The following is a 20017-nucleotide window of genomic DNA, read 5'->3' as shown; positions in this document are numbered from 1 at the left end:
GGCGATCGGGTAACCCCGTGACGATCATTCTTGATGATATAACTTAAAGCCTGATGGACGCTCGCGATCGATGATTTCCTTTACCGTTTGCCAATATTGTTCTCGGTCATGCACTTCTTCTGGGGTTGGTTCTTCTTCTATCCACTGTTTTAAGAGGGCAAGAGCCGGTTGATTTTTATCTATCTGCTCTTGAAGGGTCTGTCCTTTATGGGGCAAAACAAACCTAGATTTAGGTTTTGATATTTCTGACATAAACTCATTGTTTCTGACTGAATAAAAAAAGTAATATTTCAACAAATATCAACCATAATTAAATTATTCTCTTCCTTGTAAATACTCAACAATAAGTCTTTTAGTTGTCCTTTTCATTAGTTCACAAGTACGCTGAACCAAATCAGAATCTTTTTTTGCAGATTCTAATGTGACATGACATTGACCCGCACAGCAACCTTCAATTTCACAACCCTTGCAGAATTGATTATTGCCGGGTAAACGACTTTGAATAAGTTGCATATACAAACTGCCTTGTTCAAAACATTTCTCAAACTCTAGTGAATTCCCTACAACTGTATTGGTATGCCCACAAGTTTTTAGAGTTCCATCTACATTAAATTCAATTGTTTTACCTTCCATTGATGGGCAAAATGCATGAGGTTCAGACAGCCAAGAGTGGGACATTAAGATTCTGTAAGGAGTTTCCCAAGTGCCATAAAAATTCAATCCTTGTTGATGAGCATAACGCCGTAAGTCTATAATCTTGTTGACACAATCTTCAATCGGAATTGCTGTTGAACGAACCAGATCAAAATCCATTGAAACATCTTTTACACCCAAAGATTTTCCCAAGTCTATGACCTGTTCATCAATCAAGGCAAAATTTGTATCTGTCACCGTTACAGAAAACCCATCAATTGGATATTCAATGGATTCCAGTAAACGAATTTTGCTTAAAATCTTATCAAAAGTCCCCTGTCCCTTGGCATCAATCCTGATTAAATCGTTGGTTTCACGGAGTCCATCAAGAGAGGTAGAGATCTTAACTTTATATTTTTTGAGTGTTTCTGCTTTTTGGCAGTTTAATAAGCTTAAATTAGTATTAATTGCATAAAAGAATTGAATATCTGGTATGGATTCACAATATTCCAAAACAAACAGCAAAGTTTTCCAGTTGAGCAGAGGTTCACCATTGCCAAAATGAATTCTGACCAACGAGTTTTCACTCAATCGCACTTTTTTAATAAATTTGTCAATGCTTTCTTTCGCAGTTTCAGCACTCATGTTTAATTCTGGAGAATTTCTAGTTTCAAAATCATTATTCAAAAAGTGCATACAATGTTTACAACCAAAATTGCAAGCATTACTAATGGCTAATTCAAGTCGCTGAAGTTTATTTCCTTGTTTTAATTCAGTTAAAAAATCTTCATGCAACGCTTCTAGTAGCTCAAGCTCGTCGTTGCTCTCATATTCTAATAAATGCAAGTCGGCTAAAGTTTTAACGACTTCTTCTATATCACCTTCACAATAATCAGCAATTTCATCAAGTGTTTTAGGTTCTTGAAAAAGATGGATAAAATCAACAACAGATTCTTCTACTTCTCGTGGCTGATTAAAGAGAGCATGATAAATCAAAAAAATTCCATTACCACCATCGACAGCATGAAAGTAGCGAGACTGCTGGTAAGCTGTAGTTTCCATATTATTTATCCTTAATCTAGGTTAACAAGAAATATTTGCCCACCATAACTTTTTTGAATCCAGAAGCCATGATAGGCAAAAAATATAGCTATCTAGCTACGACGTTGGCAAGTAGCACGGTTCTTAAATAAAGAATCAGGCTTAGTCGTTTTGATTTGTTCAGGTTTAACCTGGATTTTGACCTGTTTGTTTTCAGTCATGGTGCATACCCTATTTCATAGAGATTATTAAAAATAATACCCCTTAATTTGAAAATAACTAAATACTCAAATATCCTATTCAAGCCTGAGTTTTATCAATAAATATTTCAATGACAATCGTGAAATATCGTGAGAGCCTGTATGATACTGAGTTATAATGGCGGAAACCCTTACTCTATCTTCACTCTATGGTTGTTACAGAAGTGTTACAATTTGCCGATCGCCTCGTCTTTGCTGAAACAGGAAAACACTTAGATGACATTCAAAAGGCTGTAGTCAAAGGGGTATGGGAAGGGGAAAGTTATGAAGAAATTGCTCAAGAATGCCATCGCAGTGAGAGTCGGGTGAGAGATGTGGGGTATAAGCTATGGCGAATTTTGTCAGAACGGTTAGAAGAAGATGTGAATAAATCTAATTTTCGGGCGACAATTGAAAGATGGAATATTCCAATTAATTCGTCTCAAGTAGTTGGTGTTGGAATCCATAGTCACTTTAATTTATGTCCGGAGAAATCAGAGAAACACCAAGCAACTACTACAAACAGTCAAGCAAGTCTGAACTCTCTTATAGATTTAGCACTCGCACCTGAGATTACTTACTTTGAAGGACGCAGCGAGGAACTAGAAAAACTTTCTGAGTCTATTTTCAATCAACCCACTCGTCTGATGGCAGTGTCGGGATTAAGTGGTATTGGTAAAACAACGCTGGTTAGGCAATTTATTGACTTACATTTAGATTCTTGGGATGCTGCAATCTGGAAAAGCTTGAAATTCTCCAAAGTTCTCAATCATCTACTACATGATGTTTTAGGAACTTTTAACCCAGAAATAGAAAAGAGCCTGGGGCTTGATGAACAAATTAACCAAGTTTTTGAACTATTATCGAATCAGCGATGTTTGCTAGTGCTTGATGATGTACAAAATCTATTTATTCCTGGACAATTTGCGGGACAGTATAAGCCCGAATATACAGAGTATAGAACATTTTTCCAAATGATGGCAGAAGTTTCACATCAAAGCTGTTTAATCCTGATTAGTCAAGAAAAATTTTCAGAAATGATTTCTTTGGATGCTCAGTTATACCCCATTCAATCTTTAGAACTGGGAGGGTTAAATACTGATGCTGTAGAATTTCTGCAATATCAGGGCTTACCCCCGGAAGAAAAATTACTAGACCTCAGTAATCTTTATCACGGACATCCTTTATATTTGCACTCCATCTCTAGTTTGATTAAAGAAGTCTTTTCAGGTCATGTTAATGAGTTTATTGCTGAGGAAAGTTTGATATTTACAGAAGAGATAAAATTACTTTGGAACACCTTATGGATGAGGCTATCTCCAGTAGAACAAAACATCAGTTTAGAGATGAGTCGGACAACAGCACCTCTTTCCAGGGATGATTTAAGAAATGCTTTAAACTTATCTTCTCTAGAAGTTGTGAATGGTTTGCAGTCTTTGAGTAGGCGCTATCTATTAAATTCAGTTCAGGGCGATCGACCGTCATTTACCCTAAATCCTATTTTTCAAGAATATCTCAAATTTGTAGGCTAATATGAGTAAGGAAACCGTCTCAGCCCGATCGCATATGACCCCAATTTAGAGGAGGTTGTCGAATGGAAAAACTAGAAAAGTATCGTCAAATTGTCCAAGAGGTGCAAGAGTTGGTAGATAAAGGCGTTCCCCCTTCAGATATTATTCTCGGTTTACATCCCCCATACAAACGTCCTTATACCAAGTATGGTCTTGCTTAAACTATACTGTAATGGATAGATACACAACAAGCCTATGTTACTCAACTATAATCCCAGAGCTTGCTTACCCTCTGCTGAAGATTTACCCGATTCGGATGATACTCCCGTGGATAACGAACTACAAGATTTAATTCCCAGTTTGCTCAAGGCGATGCTGGCTTTAATTTGGGCAGAACGGATGGATTGGTTTTTTGGAGTAGACATGGGAATCTATTACGATCCGAATCAACCTGCTATTGTCCCCGATGGCTTTTTGAGTGTGGGTGTACCAAGAATTATTGACTCGGATTTACGTTTCTCCTATGTGCTGTGGGAAGAGCAGAAATTGCCCACCCTGGTGTTAGAAGTGGTTTCCCATAAACGACGGAAAGAATATACTCAGAAAAAAGAAGAATATGCCCAACTGGGAATTTTATATTATGCGATCTATAATCCTTTGCGGAAAAGGAAACAGAAGCTGGAAGTCTATGAACTAAAAGCTGGTGCATATGAATTATTGTCCGGGGAACCGGTGTGGTTATCCGAGTTAAATTTAGGCATCGGTAGAGCGGAGGGAACGTATCAAGGAATAGAGAGAGAATGGCTCTATTGGTATGATGAGCAGGGAGAGCGCTATTTAACACCGGAAGAGCAAATTATTTCAGCTCAACAACAGCTATTATCAACGGAACAACAGCTATTATCGACGGAACAACGGGCATTATCGGCTCAACAGAAAGCGGAAAAACTCGCTCAAAAACTGAGGGAATTAGGTATCGATCCCGATCGCCTAGACCCATAATCGACGACCGATCGCCGATCGCACAGTATCATAGACAATAGACTCTAACCTTATCCATTCTCACTGTGACTGCGATCGCCCCTACCTCCCTCCCCGATATCTGCCCCCTGTTGCCCTTTGAGCAGCTCGAAGCCTCCCTACAACAGCGTTTTCAACAAGCTTGGCAACCTGGATCGCCCCCTCCCTCCGTGGTGTATCCTGAAACTCAAGAGCAACTGAGCGAAATCATGAAACTCTCCAAAGCCAACCAATGGCGTGTCTTACCCTGGGGAGCAGGCAGTAAAATTCATTGGGGTGGCATCGGTAAACCCGTCGATCTCCTCATCAGTACCCAACGCATTAACCAAGTTATAGAACATGCAGCCGGAGATCTCACCCTTACCGTAGAAGCGGGGATCACCTTAGCACAGGTGAATCAATTTTTAGCGACCCATAACCAGTTTTTAGCCTTCGATCCCGCCTACCCCAACCAAGCCACCATCGGCGGTATCATTGCTACGGCAGATACTGGGAGTTGGCGACATCGGTATGGCGGTGTGCGCGATCGCCTGATTGGGATCTCCTTTATCCGCAGTGATGGCGAAATAGCCAAAGCTGGGGGCAGAGTGGTTAAAAATGTGGCTGGTTATGACCTCATGAAACTCTTCACCGGCAGCTATGGCAGTTTAGGCATCATCTCCCAAGCCACCTTTCGCCTGTATCCCATTCCCCAAAGTTCCGCCACCATCATACTTTCAGGCAATCCAGAGGCGATCGCCCAAGCCACCCAAACCCTACTGAGTTCCAGTCTAACCCCCACCGCCCTCGATCTCAGACCCCAAAACGATGAAATATTGCTTGCTGCTCGGTTCCAAAGCATACCCCTAAGCGTACAAGAACAAACCCAACGGGTACTCGAACTCGGTCAAACCTTAGAATTAAGCGCCCAAATTTACGAGCAGCAAGACGAAACTCAACACTGGCAAACCTGGCAACATCAGCTCTGGGAACCCCACCCCCAAAAAGTGGTTTGCAAACTCGGCATTCGTCCCATCCAAGCCGTTAACCTGTTGTCCAAAATTCAACAGCTTGTTCAAGTGCAAAGTGAATGTGCGATCCACGCTCGAACCGGATTAGGTATACTCCGATGCAATCAAATCCGCTCAACCCAACTCCTAGAACTGCGCTCTTATCTCACCTCCCATGGCGGCTTTCTCTCCATCTTAGAAGCGCCTCCATCCCTCAAAAAAGCCATAGACATATGGGGCTATACCGGAAATGCCCTAAAAATCATGCAAACCCTCAAGCATCAATTCGATCCTGATTCCTTACTCAGTTGCGATCGCTTCATTTGATCCACTGGATTTCTATAGTATCAATTAGCAGAACCCATGTTTTTCACCTTGCACAAAAGTAACATTTTTTTGCATAATTAAAACCATATCCAGTCAATGGGTAGGGTAGGAACGGCCCATTCCCCATTCCCTATTCCCTATTCCCTATTCCCTATTCCCTATTCCCTATTCCCTCTTTTCATGACCCCCGCCAAAAACAGCAACTTCTTATCTCAAAATCCCCATCTTTCCCCTGGATTCGATCCCCAAAATCCCCCCGAACCGGAGCTAATTAACGCCTGTGTTCATTGCGGTTTTTGTCTCTCCACCTGCCCCAGTTATCGCGTTTTAGGGCAAGAAATGGACTCCCCCAGAGGACGCATTTACCTCATGGATGCCATTAACCAAGGTGAAGCCCCCTTAGCCCCCGCTACCTCCCAACATTTTGACACCTGTTTAGGCTGTTTAGCCTGTGTCAGCACCTGTCCTTCCGGCGTGCAGTATGATAAACTCATTTCTGCCACTCGCCACCAAGTCGAACGCAATATTGACCGCAATATTGGCGATCAGATTATTCGCTCCTTAATCTTCAATCTGTTTCCCTACCCCAATCGCTTAGTTCCCCTCCTTTATCCCCTCTATCTCTATCAAAAATCAGGCTTACAATCGCTGATTCGCCGCACCAATCTGCTCAAAAAAATCTCCCCTAGATTGGCCGCCATGGAATCCATATTACCCCAGATTTCCCTCGCTTCCCTGCGTCACTCCTTTGCAGATGTCATCCCCGCTCAAGGGGAAAAACGCTATCGAGTGGGGGTAATTATCGGCTGCGTACAACGGCTATTTTTTAATCCCGTCAATGCGGCAACCATTCGCGTTTTAACCGGCAATGGCTGCGAAGTCGTTATTCCTAAAAGTCAAGGCTGTTGTGGGGCACTGCCCGAACATCAGGGGCAAACCAAACCCGCCCAAGATTTAGCGCGGCAAATGATTGATTCTTTTGCTGATTTAGACCTCGATTATGTAATCATTAACGCGGCAGGATGTGGCCATACCCTGAAAGAATATGGGCATATTTTAGCCGACGATCCCAACTATCGAGACAAGGCGAAACAGTTTGTTAGTCAAGTGAAAGATATTCAAGAATTTTTAGCTATGGTGGGGTTAACGGCTCCACTTTCTCCCCTAGCTGAAGAAGAGTTGAAGATTGTTTATCAAGATGCTTGTCATCTGCTACATGGACAAAAAATCAGCGTTCAACCCCGCCAACTCCTCAAACAAATTCCTGGTGTGCAGTTAAAAGAACCGGTTGATGCTGCCTTATGTTGTGGTAGTGCGGGCGTTTATAATATGTTGCAGCCAGATGTAGCTGAAAGTTTAGGGGATCAAAAAGTGCATAATTTGCTCAATACTGGAGCTGATATAATTGCCTCCGCGAATCCAGGCTGTAGTTTACAGATCAAAAAACACCTACAGCAGCAGGGTAAGACAGTTTCGATTTTCCATCCCATCGAACTACTCGATTATTCCATGCGCTCCATTTCCCTATCCTCGCTCAATTAATCTGCCGAGCGACTCACTGGTAACCCAATTTCAAAGGTTGTACCGCTTCCTGGTTGCGATCGCAACTTTAAATAGCCTTGGTGTTTTTCCGTTACAATCTGATGGGAAATCGCCAACCCTAATCCCGTCCCTTGACCTACGGGCTTTGTGGTAAAAAATGTTTCAAAAATACGCTCTTGAATCTCCAGTGGTATACCGATCCCATTATCCGCAATTTGGATTTTAACCCATTCTGACTCATCCGGTTCCGTCAACCATTGGGTAGTAATCATAATTTCTGGTTGCCATTGCTCTGATTTTTCCCGCTCATTCAAAGCATCGATGGCATTAGTGAGCAAGTTCATGAAAACTTGGCTGAGTTGCCCAGAATAACACTCAACCAACGGCAACTCTCCGTAATTTTTCACCAAGTTAATCCCATATTTGAGTTTATTGCGTAAAATCAACAAGGTACTATCTAAACATTCATGAAGATTCGCAAGTTGGGCGTGGTTTTCACCCATATGGGAAAAGTTCCGCATTCCACCGACTAATTGATTTAAGCGCTCGGCACTCTCCTGCATACTGTCAATCAGTTCCGGCAAATCATTCTCTAAATATTCAAAATCAATATCTTCTTTTAAGTCTTCAATCGGTTCGGGATCTTCACCTGCTTCTTGCTCATAAGCCTCGACCAAATCTAGTAAATCCTGACTATAGGTTTTTAAGAACTTCACATTTCCCCATAGAGTATTCACTGGATTTCTAATTTCATGAGCTAATCCCGCCACCATTTGCCCCAAGCTGGCTAATTTCTCAGTTTGAATGAGATGAGCTTGAGTATTTTCCCGTAATAATTGGGTGGTGAGTTCATGAATTTTTGATTGAGCTAAGAGTAATTGATGCACATCCAACAAACAATACTTATGGGTGGAACACTCGATGACTAAAGGTTCATAGAGTTTTTCTGGAGGACGCTCTAAAGATCGAACGGCTGCTTCTACAATGGGTGTTTTGCCGGGTAAAACCAGGTGACCGGGGGAAAGATGATCGCCCACCTTTTGATTGGCGAGTCGATTTAAAACTCTAATTTCTCGGCGAATAAAAACTTCTAAACCATAGGGACGACTCAGTTGTTCTAAAAACCGTCTTCGGGAAATCATGCCTGCCAATTGTCCCTTATCGGTTAAGATAACGCCGGGTAGTAGGGAATGCTCTTTGAAAATTTGCGCTACAATACGCCCCGGTTGACTCACATCTACAGAGCATTCCCATAAGGATAAATCTCCTAAAGTTGAATCAATGTTGACTTCAGTGGCGTTTAGACCGGATCGAGCCACTACCTCTGTTGCTATTTCTGACACTTGTGCCACCATATTTTTGATCTGAAAAAAACTCCTCTTCTATTATAGGAAACTACAATTATAATAGACTATAAGAATTGTTGATCTAAGTCAATTTTTATCATTGACTTAAACCATATTTTACTTCTTTAACCTAAATTTAATCTAAGCGTTTATAGGTTCCGATTTGTAGAAAAATAGAGGCGCGATCGCACTCGTTCTAAACAGAACTCATCTACTAATGTCCAACCCCATTGGGAACCGATTTCCGGGCGTTTATGGGGGGTGATGACCATTAGGCGATCGCCAATGCAACTGAGCTGATAGGCTAAAGTCGGTAATCGCGATCGCTCCAACAAATGCAGGGCAAAACTACACACAATTAACCCATACTCCCGTCCCCATAGCACCCCCTGCTCAATCTCCTCAAACCGGTAACCCTCCGCTACCTGTCCCGTGCGCTCCAGATAAGCCTGCTGCGTATAGGGATCGATTCCATGGATATCCTGCCATCCCAACTCACGCAGAGCCAAAGTAACTTCACCACTGCCACAAGCTAAATCTAAAACCGGTAAACCCTCCCTAGGCATACCCACCAACCCCCGCGCCAAAACTTGCCCGACGATCGCCTCATGAGGATTACGATAGGTCGAACCATAGTGTTGGTAAAATGCCTCTACCCCCCAGGTTTCATACGCCTGACGAATGGGTAAATCATCCTCAATGGACTCAGAGTCGCTCCAATTCCAGCACATACACCTCCCCTAACTCTTGTCCTTGAATGGGAATACTTTGATGGCGCAATTGTCCACGTACTTTCACCGAATCTCCGATCGCCGGTTCCTGTACTTCTCCGGTCGTCAGAACGACCACAATTCCCGTATCATCCTCTAATTGATAGGCATAGCGATTGAGGAGGGGTATCACTTTAACCACTCTACCCTGAACATAAACGGTTTCTGAAGCCGTGGGGGAGAGACTCTCAATCGGTGTAATCGAATTGGAGGGTAAACTAAACTCAAACGGTGAAGGCGACTCTAGATTGCATCCCCACAAACTGGCCATCAACACTAGGCTAATCAATCTCGCTCCTCCCAACCCTTGGCTTGAGCATAAACTCATGGTCGAATCTACTCAAAATTACGCTTTGATTCTAACGAAAGTTGCCAGGAGCAGGAAGAAGTGGTAAGTCAAGAAAGGGATTAATGATCAATTCCCCATTACCGATTACCGATTACCAGCGCGTAGCGCGATTGATTCTGAGCATGGCAAACGATACCCCGCAAATTCTCGATGGTAAAGCAACGGCTCGCACCATCAAAGCTGGCTTAAAAGCTGAAATTGAGTCCTTACACCCGCAAATGGGTCGTCCTCCAGGGTTAGCGGTGCTACTGGTAGGAGATGACCCGGCGAGTACCATCTATGTCAGAAATAAACAAAAAGCGTGCGATCGCATTGGGATTCGTTCTTTTGGGCGCACCTTTCCCGCTTCCACCTCCCAAGAAGAACTGGAAGAGACCATTACAGCCCTCAATGAAGACTCGCGAGTGGATGGGATTTTAGTCCAACTGCCCCTACCCGATCATTTAGATGCAGTTGCCCTCTTGCATCGCATCGACCCCCGGAAAGATGTGGATGGACTACACGCCACCAACTTGGGTAAGCTGGTGCGCTCAGAAATCGGACTTCGCAGTTGCACCCCTGAAGGTGTGATGACCCTGCTTAAAGAATATGGCATTGAGATCTCTGGAAAAAACGCTGTTGTGGTGGGACGCAGTATTTTAGTCGGTAAACCTATGGCTTTAATGTTACTCGAAGCCAACGCCACGGTCACCATTGCCCATTCGCGATCGCAAAATCTCTCGGAAATTACCCGCTCTGCTGATATCCTAGTTTCTGCGGTGGGCCGACCCCAAATGATTACTTCCGAATGGGTTAAACCGGGTGCAGTGGTCATTGATGTGGGAATTAATCGGATTCCCGATAGCGAGGGCAAAGGGAAGTTAGTCGGAGATGTGGATATGACCGCCGTCAAACCTATCTGTAGCGCCATTACCCCGGTTCCCGGTGGCATTGGCCCGATGACTGTGGCCATATTATTGCAAAATACAGTATGGAGTTACCGTCAAAAGATCGCGTAAATTTAAAGATCTAACCTGATTTAATCCCCATTGAGAATGGTACGAACAAACGACATGGAATCCCCTCAATCAGCGCTCGCCTTTGATTTAAACGCTTATTTAGGCGATCGCAAGCGCCAAGTAGAAGCCGCCCTAGAGCAAGCCGTTCCCCTCCTCTATCCAGAAACTCTCTATGAGTCCATGCGCTACTCCCTCTTAGCCGGGGGTAAGCGCCTGCGTCCGATTCTCTGTCTAGCCAGTTGCGAGCTATCTGGGGGCACAATAGACATGGCGATGCCCACTGCCTGCGCTTTAGAGATGCTGCACACCATGTCTTTGATCCATGATGATTTACCCGCCATGGACAATGATGATTATCGTCGGGGTAAACTCACCAACCATAAAGTCTATGGGGATGACATCGCCATTTTAGCTGGGGATGGCCTGTTAACCTACGCTTTTGAACATATTGCCCGTCAAACCCAAGGCGTTCCCAGCGATCGCATTTTACAGGTTATTATCCAAATCACCAGCGCCGTCGGTGCAACCGGTTTAGTCGGTGGACAAGTGGTGGATCTTGAATCTGAAGGGAAATCCAATGTGGATATCTCCACCTTAAACTATATCCATACCCACAAAACCGGTGCATTACTCGAAGCTTGCGTCGTTTCTGGGGCTATCCTCGCGGGAGCATCCTCACAATTATTAGAGCGTCTGAGTCAATATGCCCAAAATATTGGCCTGGCCTTTCAGATTGTCGATGATATTCTGGATATTACCGCCACTTCTGAAGAACTGGGCAAAACCAGTGGTAAAGATGCCCAAGCCCAAAAAGTCACCTATCCCAGCCTTTGGGGAATTGAGAAATCCAAACAAGAAAGTAAGGCCTTAATTGAACAAGCTAAAGCTCAGTTAGAGGGGTATGGGGAAGCGGCGAACCCCCTATTGGCGATCGCCGACTTTATTACCGCCCGCAGTTATTAGAGAAAAGGAATGCAGGTTGTGAATGAGATTCTGGGGAACCGGATATTAATCGTCGCTTTGATTGCTTGTTTAAGTGCCCAGGTGATTAAATTAGTCGTGGATGTGATTCAACATCAAAAGCTCAATATTCGCGCTTTAGTCACCACAGGAGGAATGCCAAGCTCCCATTCTGCTCTGGTTTCCGCCCTAGCCACGGGGATCGGCATCACCAGTGGCTGGTCAAGTCCCGAATTTGCGATCGCCACCATCTTCGCCATCATCGTCATGTATGATGCCGCAGGCGTTCGCCAAGCCGCCGGAAAACAAGCCCGTATCCTCAATCAAATTATTGATGAATTATTCCAGGAAAACCCAGAATTTAATGAAGACCGACTCAAAGAACTACTCGGCCATACCCCATTTCAAGTGATTATGGGATTACTTTTAGGCGTATTCATTGCTTGGTTAGCTTGTCATTTTTGGTAAAAGGAAATGATATTAGAGCATGTTTAGAGGAACAAAGAAACCGGGTTTTGGCTGCCTCTCCATTGCAGGTGGCATCTGTGGGAAAAAACCCGGTTTCTGATGACCTCTAGATATAATAGACTATTGCCTGTACTCGTTTTTAGGACTTTGAGCATGAAAAAACGCGCCCCCCGCAACCGAACCCTAACCTGCTCAGAGAAAGAAGTATCCCTACTCAGTCAGTCTTTACTCTGTCTCGATCGTCAGACCACCCTGGATCAGATACAAGGCAAAATCATCAATCAAGATCTCTTTAGCGCTGTCGAATATCTCCCAAAAAACTCTGTCGATCTTTTAATTCTAGACCCCCCTTACAATCTTTCCAAAAACTATCATGGTCATTCATTTAAGGAGAAAAAACAAGGAGACTATCAAGACTGGTTCTCTTCTGTCCTAAATATCCTCAAACCCCTCCTTAAGCCTGCGGCAACTCTCTATGTCTGCTCTGACTGGAAAACTTCTATCTTAATTGCCCCCATCCTGGAGCAAGAGTTTTATCTTCGCAATCGTATTACCTGGGAGCGAGAAAAAGGGCGCGGATCAAAAACTAATTGGAAAAACAACACTGAAGATATTTGGTTTTGCACCGTGAGCGATGAATATACATTTAATCTGGATTCAGTGAAGCAAAAACGACGAGTCATTGCTCCCTATAGAACTAAAAATGGTCAACCCAAAGATTGGAGTGAAGAAGAGGATGGTAACTTCAGATTAACTCATCCTTCTAACCTATGGACAGATATTAGCATTCCTTTTTGGTCAATGCCTGAAAATACCGATCATCCCACCCAGAAACCAGAAAAACTAATTGCTAAACTCATTCTGGCCAGTTCCCATCCCCATGATATGGTGTTTGATCCCTTTCTAGGCAGTGGCACTTCAGCCGTTGTAGCCAAAAAGCTCAAACGCAACTTTGCGGGTATTGAATTAAATCAAAACTATTGTTGTTGGGCACTCAAGCGACTTCAATTAGCCGAAAATGACTCATCGATTCAAGGATACACAGATGGTTTTTTTTGGGAAAGAAATACATTAAATTATCAGAAAACGGAACGCAGTGGAGTGAAGCAATCTCAACCATCTCGGTAGTTTTGGCGTTTGGGCTTCGCGGACATGAAAAGCGAAGCTTGCGTGAAACGCGAAACGCGAAGCGCGAATGCTTCCCTGCGGTCGCAATGACAAGTGTTTAACCGGACTTGATATCAAATTTTGATCGTCGTGCCATGGCTGATTTGGCATTCAAAAATTTGCTATTTCCTATTACCCATTACCATCAGCAGGATTTAACTGGGGTTGAGAAGAACTTTTCTTATCCCCAATTTTTGCTCCTTCCAAGAGTTCAATCAGCAATAAATCCATTTCTTCAAATGTATAGTTTTTCTGGAGTTCTGCTTGTAACTTCAGGCGGAAATTTTCTCCCAAACGCTCTTTTAATTGCTGTTCGAGCATATCGGGTGCTTGAGTTTGTCCCTTCAGATAAGATTTTCGGGGATTAAGGGTTAATGCCTGAATGATTTGTTGTACTAATTTTTCCGCAATTTGATCGGGAAATCGGCGGACACCCGGAATTTTTTGAACTCGCTTATATAACCCTGATTTTTGCAGAGTTTTATCCACTTCATAGCGTAAGAATGCTTCTAAATCTGGGGAAACTTCCGGCAGCACATTACAAGCCGTGACTTCCCAAACTCGCCCAGTAATACTGCCAAAACTGCGCTGTTTTTGTGCGCCATTATCGACGGTAACTTCATCCTCGCTATTGCCATCAACACTCGCATCACGAGGAGTTTTAATAAATGCTTTCTGAATTAAGCCATCACTAATTTTACCTTGCAGTTGTCCAATTCCTCGGTTGACTACCACCTGAGCTAATTCTTGACCAAAGCTGGCAATAAAATTTAATCCTAAATATTTTTGTACCGGCTCCAAGTCAATTAAATCAGATTCATTGAAGCGAATGACTAAAGGAATCACGCGCAAGCCAGGAACCCAGGGTTGCAGCAAAAGTAAATCATAGGAACGAGAGCCGATCGCTATACCCAAACTAATATCTTTCTCGCGATAAAATCTGCACAAGACTTTAACGATAAAATCAATCCAGTAAATTAATAAAAAAGGAAAATCAAGCAAAATAAACCGATTGGCAAAGGCTCCCGTTCCATCTAAGTGACGATAGTACATAGACTCAACTGTAAAAAACAGTTGATTATTCATAAACTCAAAGGACTCACGCCAAGTCTCTTCCTGGAAATTCTCCAGCGACCAAAATTGATCGAAGGCTTCCTTAGACGATAAATCAGCCCACAGTAACTCTGGGGCAATAAACTGGACAACCCTAGGATCGCGAAACCAATTGAGCCGAGATTGAATGGTTTCACGGTTGCCTTGAGTTTCTTCGCTGTAGATGTGATTTTTCATGACGGATTTAATTTGATTAACTTTTCCCGATTTGTTAATCGAATTAATCGCATATTGTTCATCAATCATCCGATCCGTTAGATCTCTTAAGACCTCTAACTGTGGCTCCACTAAGGCTGAATCGGGGCCTTCAAATTCTAAAATACTTTTTAATCTGGCAACTTCTCGTACATACTCTTGACCACCTCGATCGGGTTCAATCCCTTTAATAATGTCATAATCGAGAACGGGTTCATAAAGAAGTAGTAAGGGTCGAATCTCGATATTAAACTCTGTCCAATGGCTGTCCCAACCCCTTTGGGCAATAAAATCCCGACTCCAATATTGGGCGATCGCCGCATTTAAATCCCTTAACCCCGTACTCTCGCCGATCCTTTGTTGAATCTGATGTAAATGACTATATTTGCCCAATAACCGAAATGGCGGATTTTCGACTAAAATTTCTAGACTTTGGGCTTGTACCTGGGAGAGTAAGGACTGCACCCCTGAAGACTCCAAACCCTGACTACGAATGGCCTCATTTAACCGCTCGACTAAGGCAACATACTCTTCTTGGGGTATATCTCGCCACTGAAAAACCTTCCAATTAATCCATAAATGCTGATTTCGCGATCGCACATAGGTGGCATCAAACACAATTAAGCCCACATTGAGTAAAATAATGAGGGCGATCGCTCGTTCATACCAAAGCCGTAAAGGACGTAAAGACCGGCGCATAGTCATTCCAAGTTTCCCTCTAGTGATAAAATGACAACAGATAAATGGCGGGTTGATTCCATTGATGATTTTGTCCCAAAATCAAGGTAAACCCACCCCTAAAACTCCACAATAATTGAATGTCCTCTATTTCCTGACAATCCTGGATTCATGGTAGATTCTGCCCAAACAACCCCATCCGATTCTCTCAGTTGGCCCGATTTACTGCAACAACTGATGGATAGACAGTCCCTCTCTCGCTTTCAAGCGATGAAATTGATGCAGGGATGGCTCAATGAAGAGATTCCCCCTGTTCTGTCTGGAGCCATTTTAACTGCCATTCAAGCTAAGGGAGTCGCCCCCACCGAATTAGCAGGGATGGCGCAAGTGCTGCAAGCTCAAGCTGCAAGTCCCTCGGAAGCCCTCCTACACACGGAACCGGTAATTGATACCTGTGGCACGGGGGGCGATGGTGCATCCACCTTTAATATCTCCACGGCAGTGGCGTTTGTTGCCGCAGCAGCCGGGGTAAAAGTGGCAAAACACGGAAATCGGTCAGCGTCGAGTAAAGTGGGTTCTGCGGATGTTTTGGAGGCGTTGGGCGTGAACCTGAAAGCGTCCCCCGATGCCATTTCTGCCGCCTTGGGTGAGGTGGGGATTACATTCTTGTTTGCTCCGGGTTGGCATCCGGCAATGAAGGCGGTTGTGCCGATTCGCAAAACCTTGAAAATCCGGACGGTGTTTAATTTATTAGGGCCGTTGGTGAATCCGCTTAAACCCACCGGGCAAGTGATAGGGGTTTACAATCCTAATTTAGTTCCTATTGTTGCCCAAGCTATTCAACAACTGGGAGGTGTGCAGCAAGCAGTTGTTTTACATGGAAAGGAAGGATTGGATGAAGCGGGGTTAGGAGATGAAACAATTTTCTCGACAGTCAATGAGGGTAGAGTTTATAGTTCTGATCGGGACAGATACGACATAGGTTGTTTTCGCAATTACATGACAACTTCACCCCAGAAGCTAGGACTCTCTACTGCCCCTATCTCCGAACTACGAGGCGGTGACATCGAAGAAAATACAACAATCTTGCGTAACGTTCTCCAAGGAAAGGGAACAACTGCACAGCGAGACGTAGTTGCCCTCAATGCCTCCTTTGCCCTGCAAGTCGGTGAAGTATCTCCTAGTGAAAGTGGTCCTGAATTGGTTGACAAAGCCTTGGAAATTCTCAAGAGTGGTGCAGCGTGGGATAAATTGCAGGAGTTGGTAAACTTCCTGAAAGAGGCTTAAGGGCGGCTTTGCATGATGAGGTAGAGCCATTACCTACTTTTTAATGTTTAATTTTTAATGGATAACAGGTGTAACATGGCATCCACCAGGCGATCGCGCTCCATGGGCATAATTTCTTTACCCTGGAGCATCTCCTGCACAATCATATAGTGTACTAATGCCCCGATCCAAATGCGGGCGGTGGCTTCTGGATCGGGTAAATCAAGCTCCTTAAAACTCGATAATTGGCGCGTTAGGGTTTCAATTCCCGGTTTGGCTAAGTGTAGGGCGAAGGTTTGGGCTAACTCCGGAAAGCGCCCAGATTCGGCAATCATGAGGCGGATAAAGGCTTGATAGTCGCTGTCGTGGATTAGATTGTCGAGCATCGTATGGGCCATATGTTCTAACACTTCCCGTAAGTTATGGCTGGGGAGCTGCTCAGGAGAGATGAATAAACGAGCAAATTTCTGTTGCGCTAACCGTTGCACGAGGGCCGAAAATAATCCCTGTTTATCGCCAAAATGACTGTATACTGTGGCTTTCGAGACTCCTGCCGTTGCTGCTACCCGATCCATGCTCGTGCCCGCATAGCCATTGACTAAAAATTCTTGCATGGCTCCGTTGAGAATCTGCTCGGCTTTGTCGGATAAGGGTTTGGCCGGGGTGGAGTCGGTGGACATGATGGGAATTTCCTCCAAATTGGGGATCTAGGACTTGATTATACTACTCCGTTTAGTCTATACTAAATTCAGGCTAAACTAAACCGTTTAATCTAGGAGTTCGGATCATGGTACGAGCAGAAATGGGTACAGAATGGACAAAATCTCGGAAATTCGCTCTCTTGACGACTACCCTTCTCGCCGTTGGGAGCGTCGCTGGGTATGCCTTAGTCTCGCAAAAATCGTTTATATCCCAACCTGAACCGGTTGCCACCCCGATCGCCGCTACTCCAGAACTGCAAACCGTAACCGCCGTGGGTTGGCTCGAACCCAAGGGCGAAGTGATCCAACTTTCAGCATCCGAAGCCGCCCAAAGCAGCCGGGTTGCCGAACTGCTGGTAGAAGAAGGAGACTGGGTAAATCTTGGGGATGCGATCGCCATTTTAGATAGCCGCGATCGCCTGCAAGCCGCCCTAGAGAGAGCTGAAGCCCAAGTCCAAGTCGCCGAAGCGGGACTCGCGCAAGTCCAAGCGGGAGCCAAAACCGGCGATATTAGCGCTGCTTCCGCCCGGTTTAGCCGTACTCAAGCGGAGCTTGAAGGACAAGTCAGTACCCAACGGGCGGCGATCGCCACCTTAGAAGCCCAACTCCAAGGCGAAAAACAAGCCCAACAAGCCACCCTTAACCGCATCAGCGCCGAACTCAAAGACGCTGAAACCAACTGCCAGCGCTACCAAAGCCTACACGCTGATGGAGCCGTATCCGCCCAAGATCGCGATCGTATCTGTCTCCAAGCCGACACCACCCAACAACGGCTTCAAGAAGCGACAGCCAACCTCAACCGCATCGTCACCAGTCGCACCGAACAAATCAACGAAGCGCAAGCCAACCTCAACCGCACCATCAACACCGTCGAACGACAAATCGAAGAATCCCAAGCCAGTCTCCAAGCCATCTCCGAAGTCCGTCCCGTAGACATCCAACTCGCCCAAGCCGAACTCAGCAGCGCCCAAGCCGCCGTTCGCCAAGCCCAAGCCGACTTAGAACTCGCCTATGTGAAAGCGCCCCAAGCAGGGCGAGTGATTGAAATTCACACCCATCCCGGCGAAATGATTAACCCCCAAGGCATCATCGAACTCGGACAAACCCAACAAATGAGAGTAATTGCCGAAGTTTATGATAGCGATGTCGTCAAAATTCGCCCAGGACAAACCGTTAACGTCACCAGCGACGCATTGCCCGAAACCCTACAAGGAAGGGTTGAAAAAATCGGCTTAAAAGTGAAACAACAAAGCGCCCTAGAAATCAACCCGACTCAAAATGTCGATGCCAGAGTTGTTGAAGTGGAAATTGCTTTAGATTCAGCTTCAAGTGAGTTAGCCGCCGGTTTGAGTAACTTGCAGGTTTTGGTTGAGATTGAACTTTAATATGACATTTTCAAAAAAAACCGAGTCCCATCGGGCTTGTGGGCTAGGGGGAAGGAGAGAACATCAGGTGAAACTGACTCAAATCCAGATCAATTAAAATAATGTAGTAAAAACGCTTGCAGGTGCGACACTTGTGAGTGTTTCTAGTTCCTTATCTGTAACTTGTTCCATGAAATCTCTGGTCGTCGCTACGGGCAACCCCGGTAAATTAGAAGAAATCAAAGCCTATTTTGTGGGGTTCGATATCCACTTTCTGCCCAAACCCCCAGAATTAGAGGTTGAAGAAACGGGGGATACCTTTGTAGAAAATGCTGGCTTAAAAGCCTCAGAAGTGGCTCAAGCCACGGGAGAATGGGCGATCGCCGATGACTCTGGACTCGCCATTGATGCACTTAACGGCGCTCCAGGCATTTATTCCGCTCGTTATGGCAATACCGATACCGAACGAATTGAGCGAGTTCTCAAGGAATTAGCGGATGAAGAGAACCGCCGCGCTCACTTCGTTTGTGCGATCGCCCTTGCCGATCCCTCTGGCAACATCGCCCTCAGTAGCGAAGGTATTTGTCCCGGTGAAATTCTCCATGCTCCTAGGGGGAATGCTGGATTTGGCTATGATCCGATCTTCTATCTTCCCCAACATCAACGTACCTTCGCCGAATTTACCCCAGAGATGAAACATCATCTTTCCCATCGGGGAGAAGCCTTTAAGGTCTTTTTACCCCAATTTCAACAGCTATGGCAGTGACAACTCCCGACGCTCACCTTCGGTAGAGCGCGGGGCTTCCCGTCGTCTAGCTAAACAACACTCAAGCGCTCAGAGTCATTTCCCTGAGCGCCATAGCTGGCAATTGCGAGTCATCGAGCGGCGAACATCTGGCTGAGGAGAAACTCAGGCTGGGAGCTACCCATAAGAGCCTTCACAGAGTCAGCATCAGTGATAACTGTCCACTGCTGTCATCAACCCACTGCAATCACCCTCTTAGATTGCCTCGTAGTCAGACTCTCCGGTTCTAATGCGAACCACCCTTTCCACAGGAGAAATAAAGATTTTCCCATCTCCAATTTCGCCTGTACGAGCAGCACCGATAATTTTCTCGACAACTAGATCGACTTGATTATCATCCACCACTACTTTCAGCAAGAGTTTTTGCAAAAACTCAACCGTGTATTCAGAACCCCGATATCGTTCCGTTTGACCCTTCTGCCGTCCGAAACCTCGGACTTCAGAAACCGTCATCCCCACAATACCGGCATTGACTAAGGCAATCTTCACTTCATCCAGTTTGAACGGACGGATAATTGCTTCAATTTTCTTCAAG

Annotated in this window: 19 protein-coding genes and 1 pseudogene; 12 read left to right on the top strand and 8 right to left on the bottom strand. The window is 44.8% G+C overall.

Going from position 1 to position 20017, the window contains the following annotated elements:
* Positions 1 to 24: 24 nt before the first annotated feature.
* Both PMG25_RS13705 and PMG25_RS13700 read right to left on the bottom strand, forming a co-directional pair.
* On the bottom strand, positions 25 to 252 hold the full coding sequence (locus PMG25_RS13705; RefSeq protein ID WP_283767463.1) for a hypothetical protein: 228 nt from the start codon (positions 250 to 252) through the stop codon (positions 25 to 27).
* A 63-nt stretch (positions 253 to 315) separates the two neighbouring features.
* Positions 316 to 1695 (bottom strand): radical SAM protein, encoded by a 1380-nt coding sequence (locus PMG25_RS13700; RefSeq protein ID WP_283767462.1) that lies wholly within the window; start codon positions 1693 to 1695, stop codon positions 316 to 318.
* Positions 1696 to 2083: 388 nt separating this feature from the next.
* Between PMG25_RS13700 and PMG25_RS13695 the strand changes: the two genes are divergently transcribed.
* The 5 genes and pseudogenes from PMG25_RS13695 to PMG25_RS13675 all read left to right on the top strand — a co-directional run bounded on the left by PMG25_RS13695 (position 2084) and on the right by PMG25_RS13675 (position 7302).
* A complete protein-coding gene (locus PMG25_RS13695) occupies positions 2084 to 3445 on the top strand; it encodes a helix-turn-helix domain-containing protein (protein WP_283767461.1) in 1362 nt (453 codons plus the stop codon).
* Positions 3446 to 3549: 104 nt separating this feature from the next.
* A pseudogene (locus tag PMG25_RS13690) lies at positions 3550 to 3645 on the top strand (element excision factor XisI family protein); the annotation flags it as partial.
* 34 nt (positions 3646 to 3679) lie between these two features.
* Positions 3680 to 4426: a Uma2 family endonuclease gene (locus PMG25_RS13685; RefSeq protein WP_283767459.1), complete on the top strand. Its 747-nt coding sequence runs from the start codon at positions 3680 to 3682 to the stop codon at positions 4424 to 4426.
* Between the two features lie 65 nt (positions 4427 to 4491).
* The gene (locus tag PMG25_RS13680) at positions 4492 to 5760 is read left to right on the top strand and encodes an FAD-binding oxidoreductase (protein ID WP_283767458.1); all 1269 of its coding nucleotides are present in this window, start codon (positions 4492 to 4494) and stop codon (positions 5758 to 5760) included.
* A 180-nt stretch (positions 5761 to 5940) separates the two neighbouring features.
* Positions 5941 to 7302 (top strand): (Fe-S)-binding protein, encoded by a 1362-nt coding sequence (locus PMG25_RS13675; RefSeq protein ID WP_347178835.1) that lies wholly within the window; start codon positions 5941 to 5943, stop codon positions 7300 to 7302.
* Here the strand turns inward: PMG25_RS13675 and PMG25_RS13670 are convergent.
* The 3 genes from PMG25_RS13670 to PMG25_RS13660 form a co-directional block, all read right to left on the bottom strand.
* Positions 7299 to 8657, bottom strand: coding sequence for a sensor histidine kinase (locus PMG25_RS13670; RefSeq protein ID WP_283767456.1), 1359 nt, complete (start codon positions 8655 to 8657; stop codon positions 7299 to 7301). The two genes, PMG25_RS13675 and PMG25_RS13670, sit on opposite strands and share 4 nt — an antisense overlap.
* Positions 8658 to 8797: 140 nt before the next feature.
* Positions 8798 to 9379 carry a class I SAM-dependent methyltransferase gene (locus tag PMG25_RS13665; RefSeq protein ID WP_283767455.1) on the bottom strand — a complete coding sequence of 194 codons (582 nt, stop codon included), beginning with the start codon at positions 9377 to 9379 and terminating at the stop codon, positions 8798 to 8800.
* A complete protein-coding gene (locus PMG25_RS13660) occupies positions 9354 to 9746 on the bottom strand; it encodes a hypothetical protein (protein ID WP_283767454.1) in 393 nt (130 codons plus the stop codon). Before PMG25_RS13660 ends, PMG25_RS13665 begins: the two co-directional genes overlap by 26 nt.
* A 143-nt stretch (positions 9747 to 9889) precedes the next feature.
* On the opposite strand from PMG25_RS13660, the gene folD reads away from it, so the two are divergent.
* The 4 genes from folD to PMG25_RS13640 all read left to right on the top strand — a co-directional run bounded on the left by folD (position 9890) and on the right by PMG25_RS13640 (position 13321).
* Positions 9890 to 10765, top strand: coding sequence for a bifunctional methylenetetrahydrofolate dehydrogenase/methenyltetrahydrofolate cyclohydrolase FolD (folD, locus tag PMG25_RS13655; protein WP_347178834.1), 876 nt, complete (start codon positions 9890 to 9892; stop codon positions 10763 to 10765).
* A gap of 36 nt (positions 10766 to 10801) precedes the next feature.
* On the top strand, positions 10802 to 11728 hold the full coding sequence (gene crtE / locus PMG25_RS13650) for a geranylgeranyl diphosphate synthase CrtE (protein WP_283767452.1): 927 nt from the start codon (positions 10802 to 10804) through the stop codon (positions 11726 to 11728).
* A 9-nt stretch (positions 11729 to 11737) separates the two neighbouring features.
* Positions 11738 to 12193, top strand: coding sequence for a divergent PAP2 family protein (locus PMG25_RS13645; RefSeq protein WP_283767451.1), 456 nt, complete (start codon positions 11738 to 11740; stop codon positions 12191 to 12193).
* A 153-nt stretch (positions 12194 to 12346) separates the two neighbouring features.
* Positions 12347 to 13321: a DNA-methyltransferase gene (locus PMG25_RS13640; RefSeq protein WP_283767450.1), complete on the top strand. Its 975-nt coding sequence runs from the start codon at positions 12347 to 12349 to the stop codon at positions 13319 to 13321.
* A 171-nt stretch (positions 13322 to 13492) separates the two neighbouring features.
* On the opposite strand, the gene PMG25_RS13635 is transcribed toward PMG25_RS13640, so the two are convergent.
* Positions 13493 to 15373 (bottom strand): hypothetical protein, encoded by a 1881-nt coding sequence (locus tag PMG25_RS13635; RefSeq protein ID WP_283767449.1) that lies wholly within the window; start codon positions 15371 to 15373, stop codon positions 13493 to 13495.
* Between the two features lie 144 nt (positions 15374 to 15517).
* Between PMG25_RS13635 and trpD the strand changes: the two genes are divergently transcribed.
* On the top strand, positions 15518 to 16633 hold the full coding sequence (gene trpD, locus PMG25_RS13630) for an anthranilate phosphoribosyltransferase (protein ID WP_283767448.1): 1116 nt from the start codon (positions 15518 to 15520) through the stop codon (positions 16631 to 16633).
* A 47-nt stretch (positions 16634 to 16680) separates the two neighbouring features.
* Here the strand turns inward: trpD and PMG25_RS13625 are convergent, their stop codons facing one another.
* On the bottom strand, positions 16681 to 17292 hold the full coding sequence (locus tag PMG25_RS13625; protein ID WP_283767447.1) for a TetR/AcrR family transcriptional regulator: 612 nt from the start codon (positions 17290 to 17292) through the stop codon (positions 16681 to 16683).
* Positions 17293 to 17399: 107 nt separating this feature from the next.
* Here PMG25_RS13625 and PMG25_RS13620 point away from each other — a divergent pair, with 107 nt between their 5' ends.
* Complete coding sequence (locus PMG25_RS13620) at positions 17400 to 18698, top strand: HlyD family efflux transporter periplasmic adaptor subunit (protein WP_283767446.1); 1299 nt, start codon at positions 17400 to 17402, stop codon at positions 18696 to 18698.
* 169 nt (positions 18699 to 18867) lie between these two features.
* Complete coding sequence (rdgB, locus tag PMG25_RS13615) at positions 18868 to 19443, top strand: RdgB/HAM1 family non-canonical purine NTP pyrophosphatase (protein ID WP_283767445.1); 576 nt, start codon at positions 18868 to 18870, stop codon at positions 19441 to 19443.
* 234 nt (positions 19444 to 19677) lie between these two features.
* Here rdgB and PMG25_RS13610 read toward each other — a convergent pair whose 3' ends face one another.
* Positions 19678 to 20016, bottom strand: a complete 339-nt coding sequence (locus PMG25_RS13610; RefSeq protein ID WP_283767444.1) for a P-II family nitrogen regulator — start codon at positions 20014 to 20016, stop codon at positions 19678 to 19680.
* Position 20017 lies beyond the last annotated feature (1 nt).

The sequence above is a fragment of the Roseofilum capinflatum BLCC-M114 genome (genome assembly GCF_030068505.1).
GTDB lineage: Bacteria > Cyanobacteriota > Cyanobacteriia > Cyanobacteriales > Desertifilaceae > Roseofilum > Roseofilum capinflatum.
The sequence above is the reverse complement of the archived record's forward strand: the minus strand, read 5'-3'. Positions and strand labels throughout refer to the sequence as shown.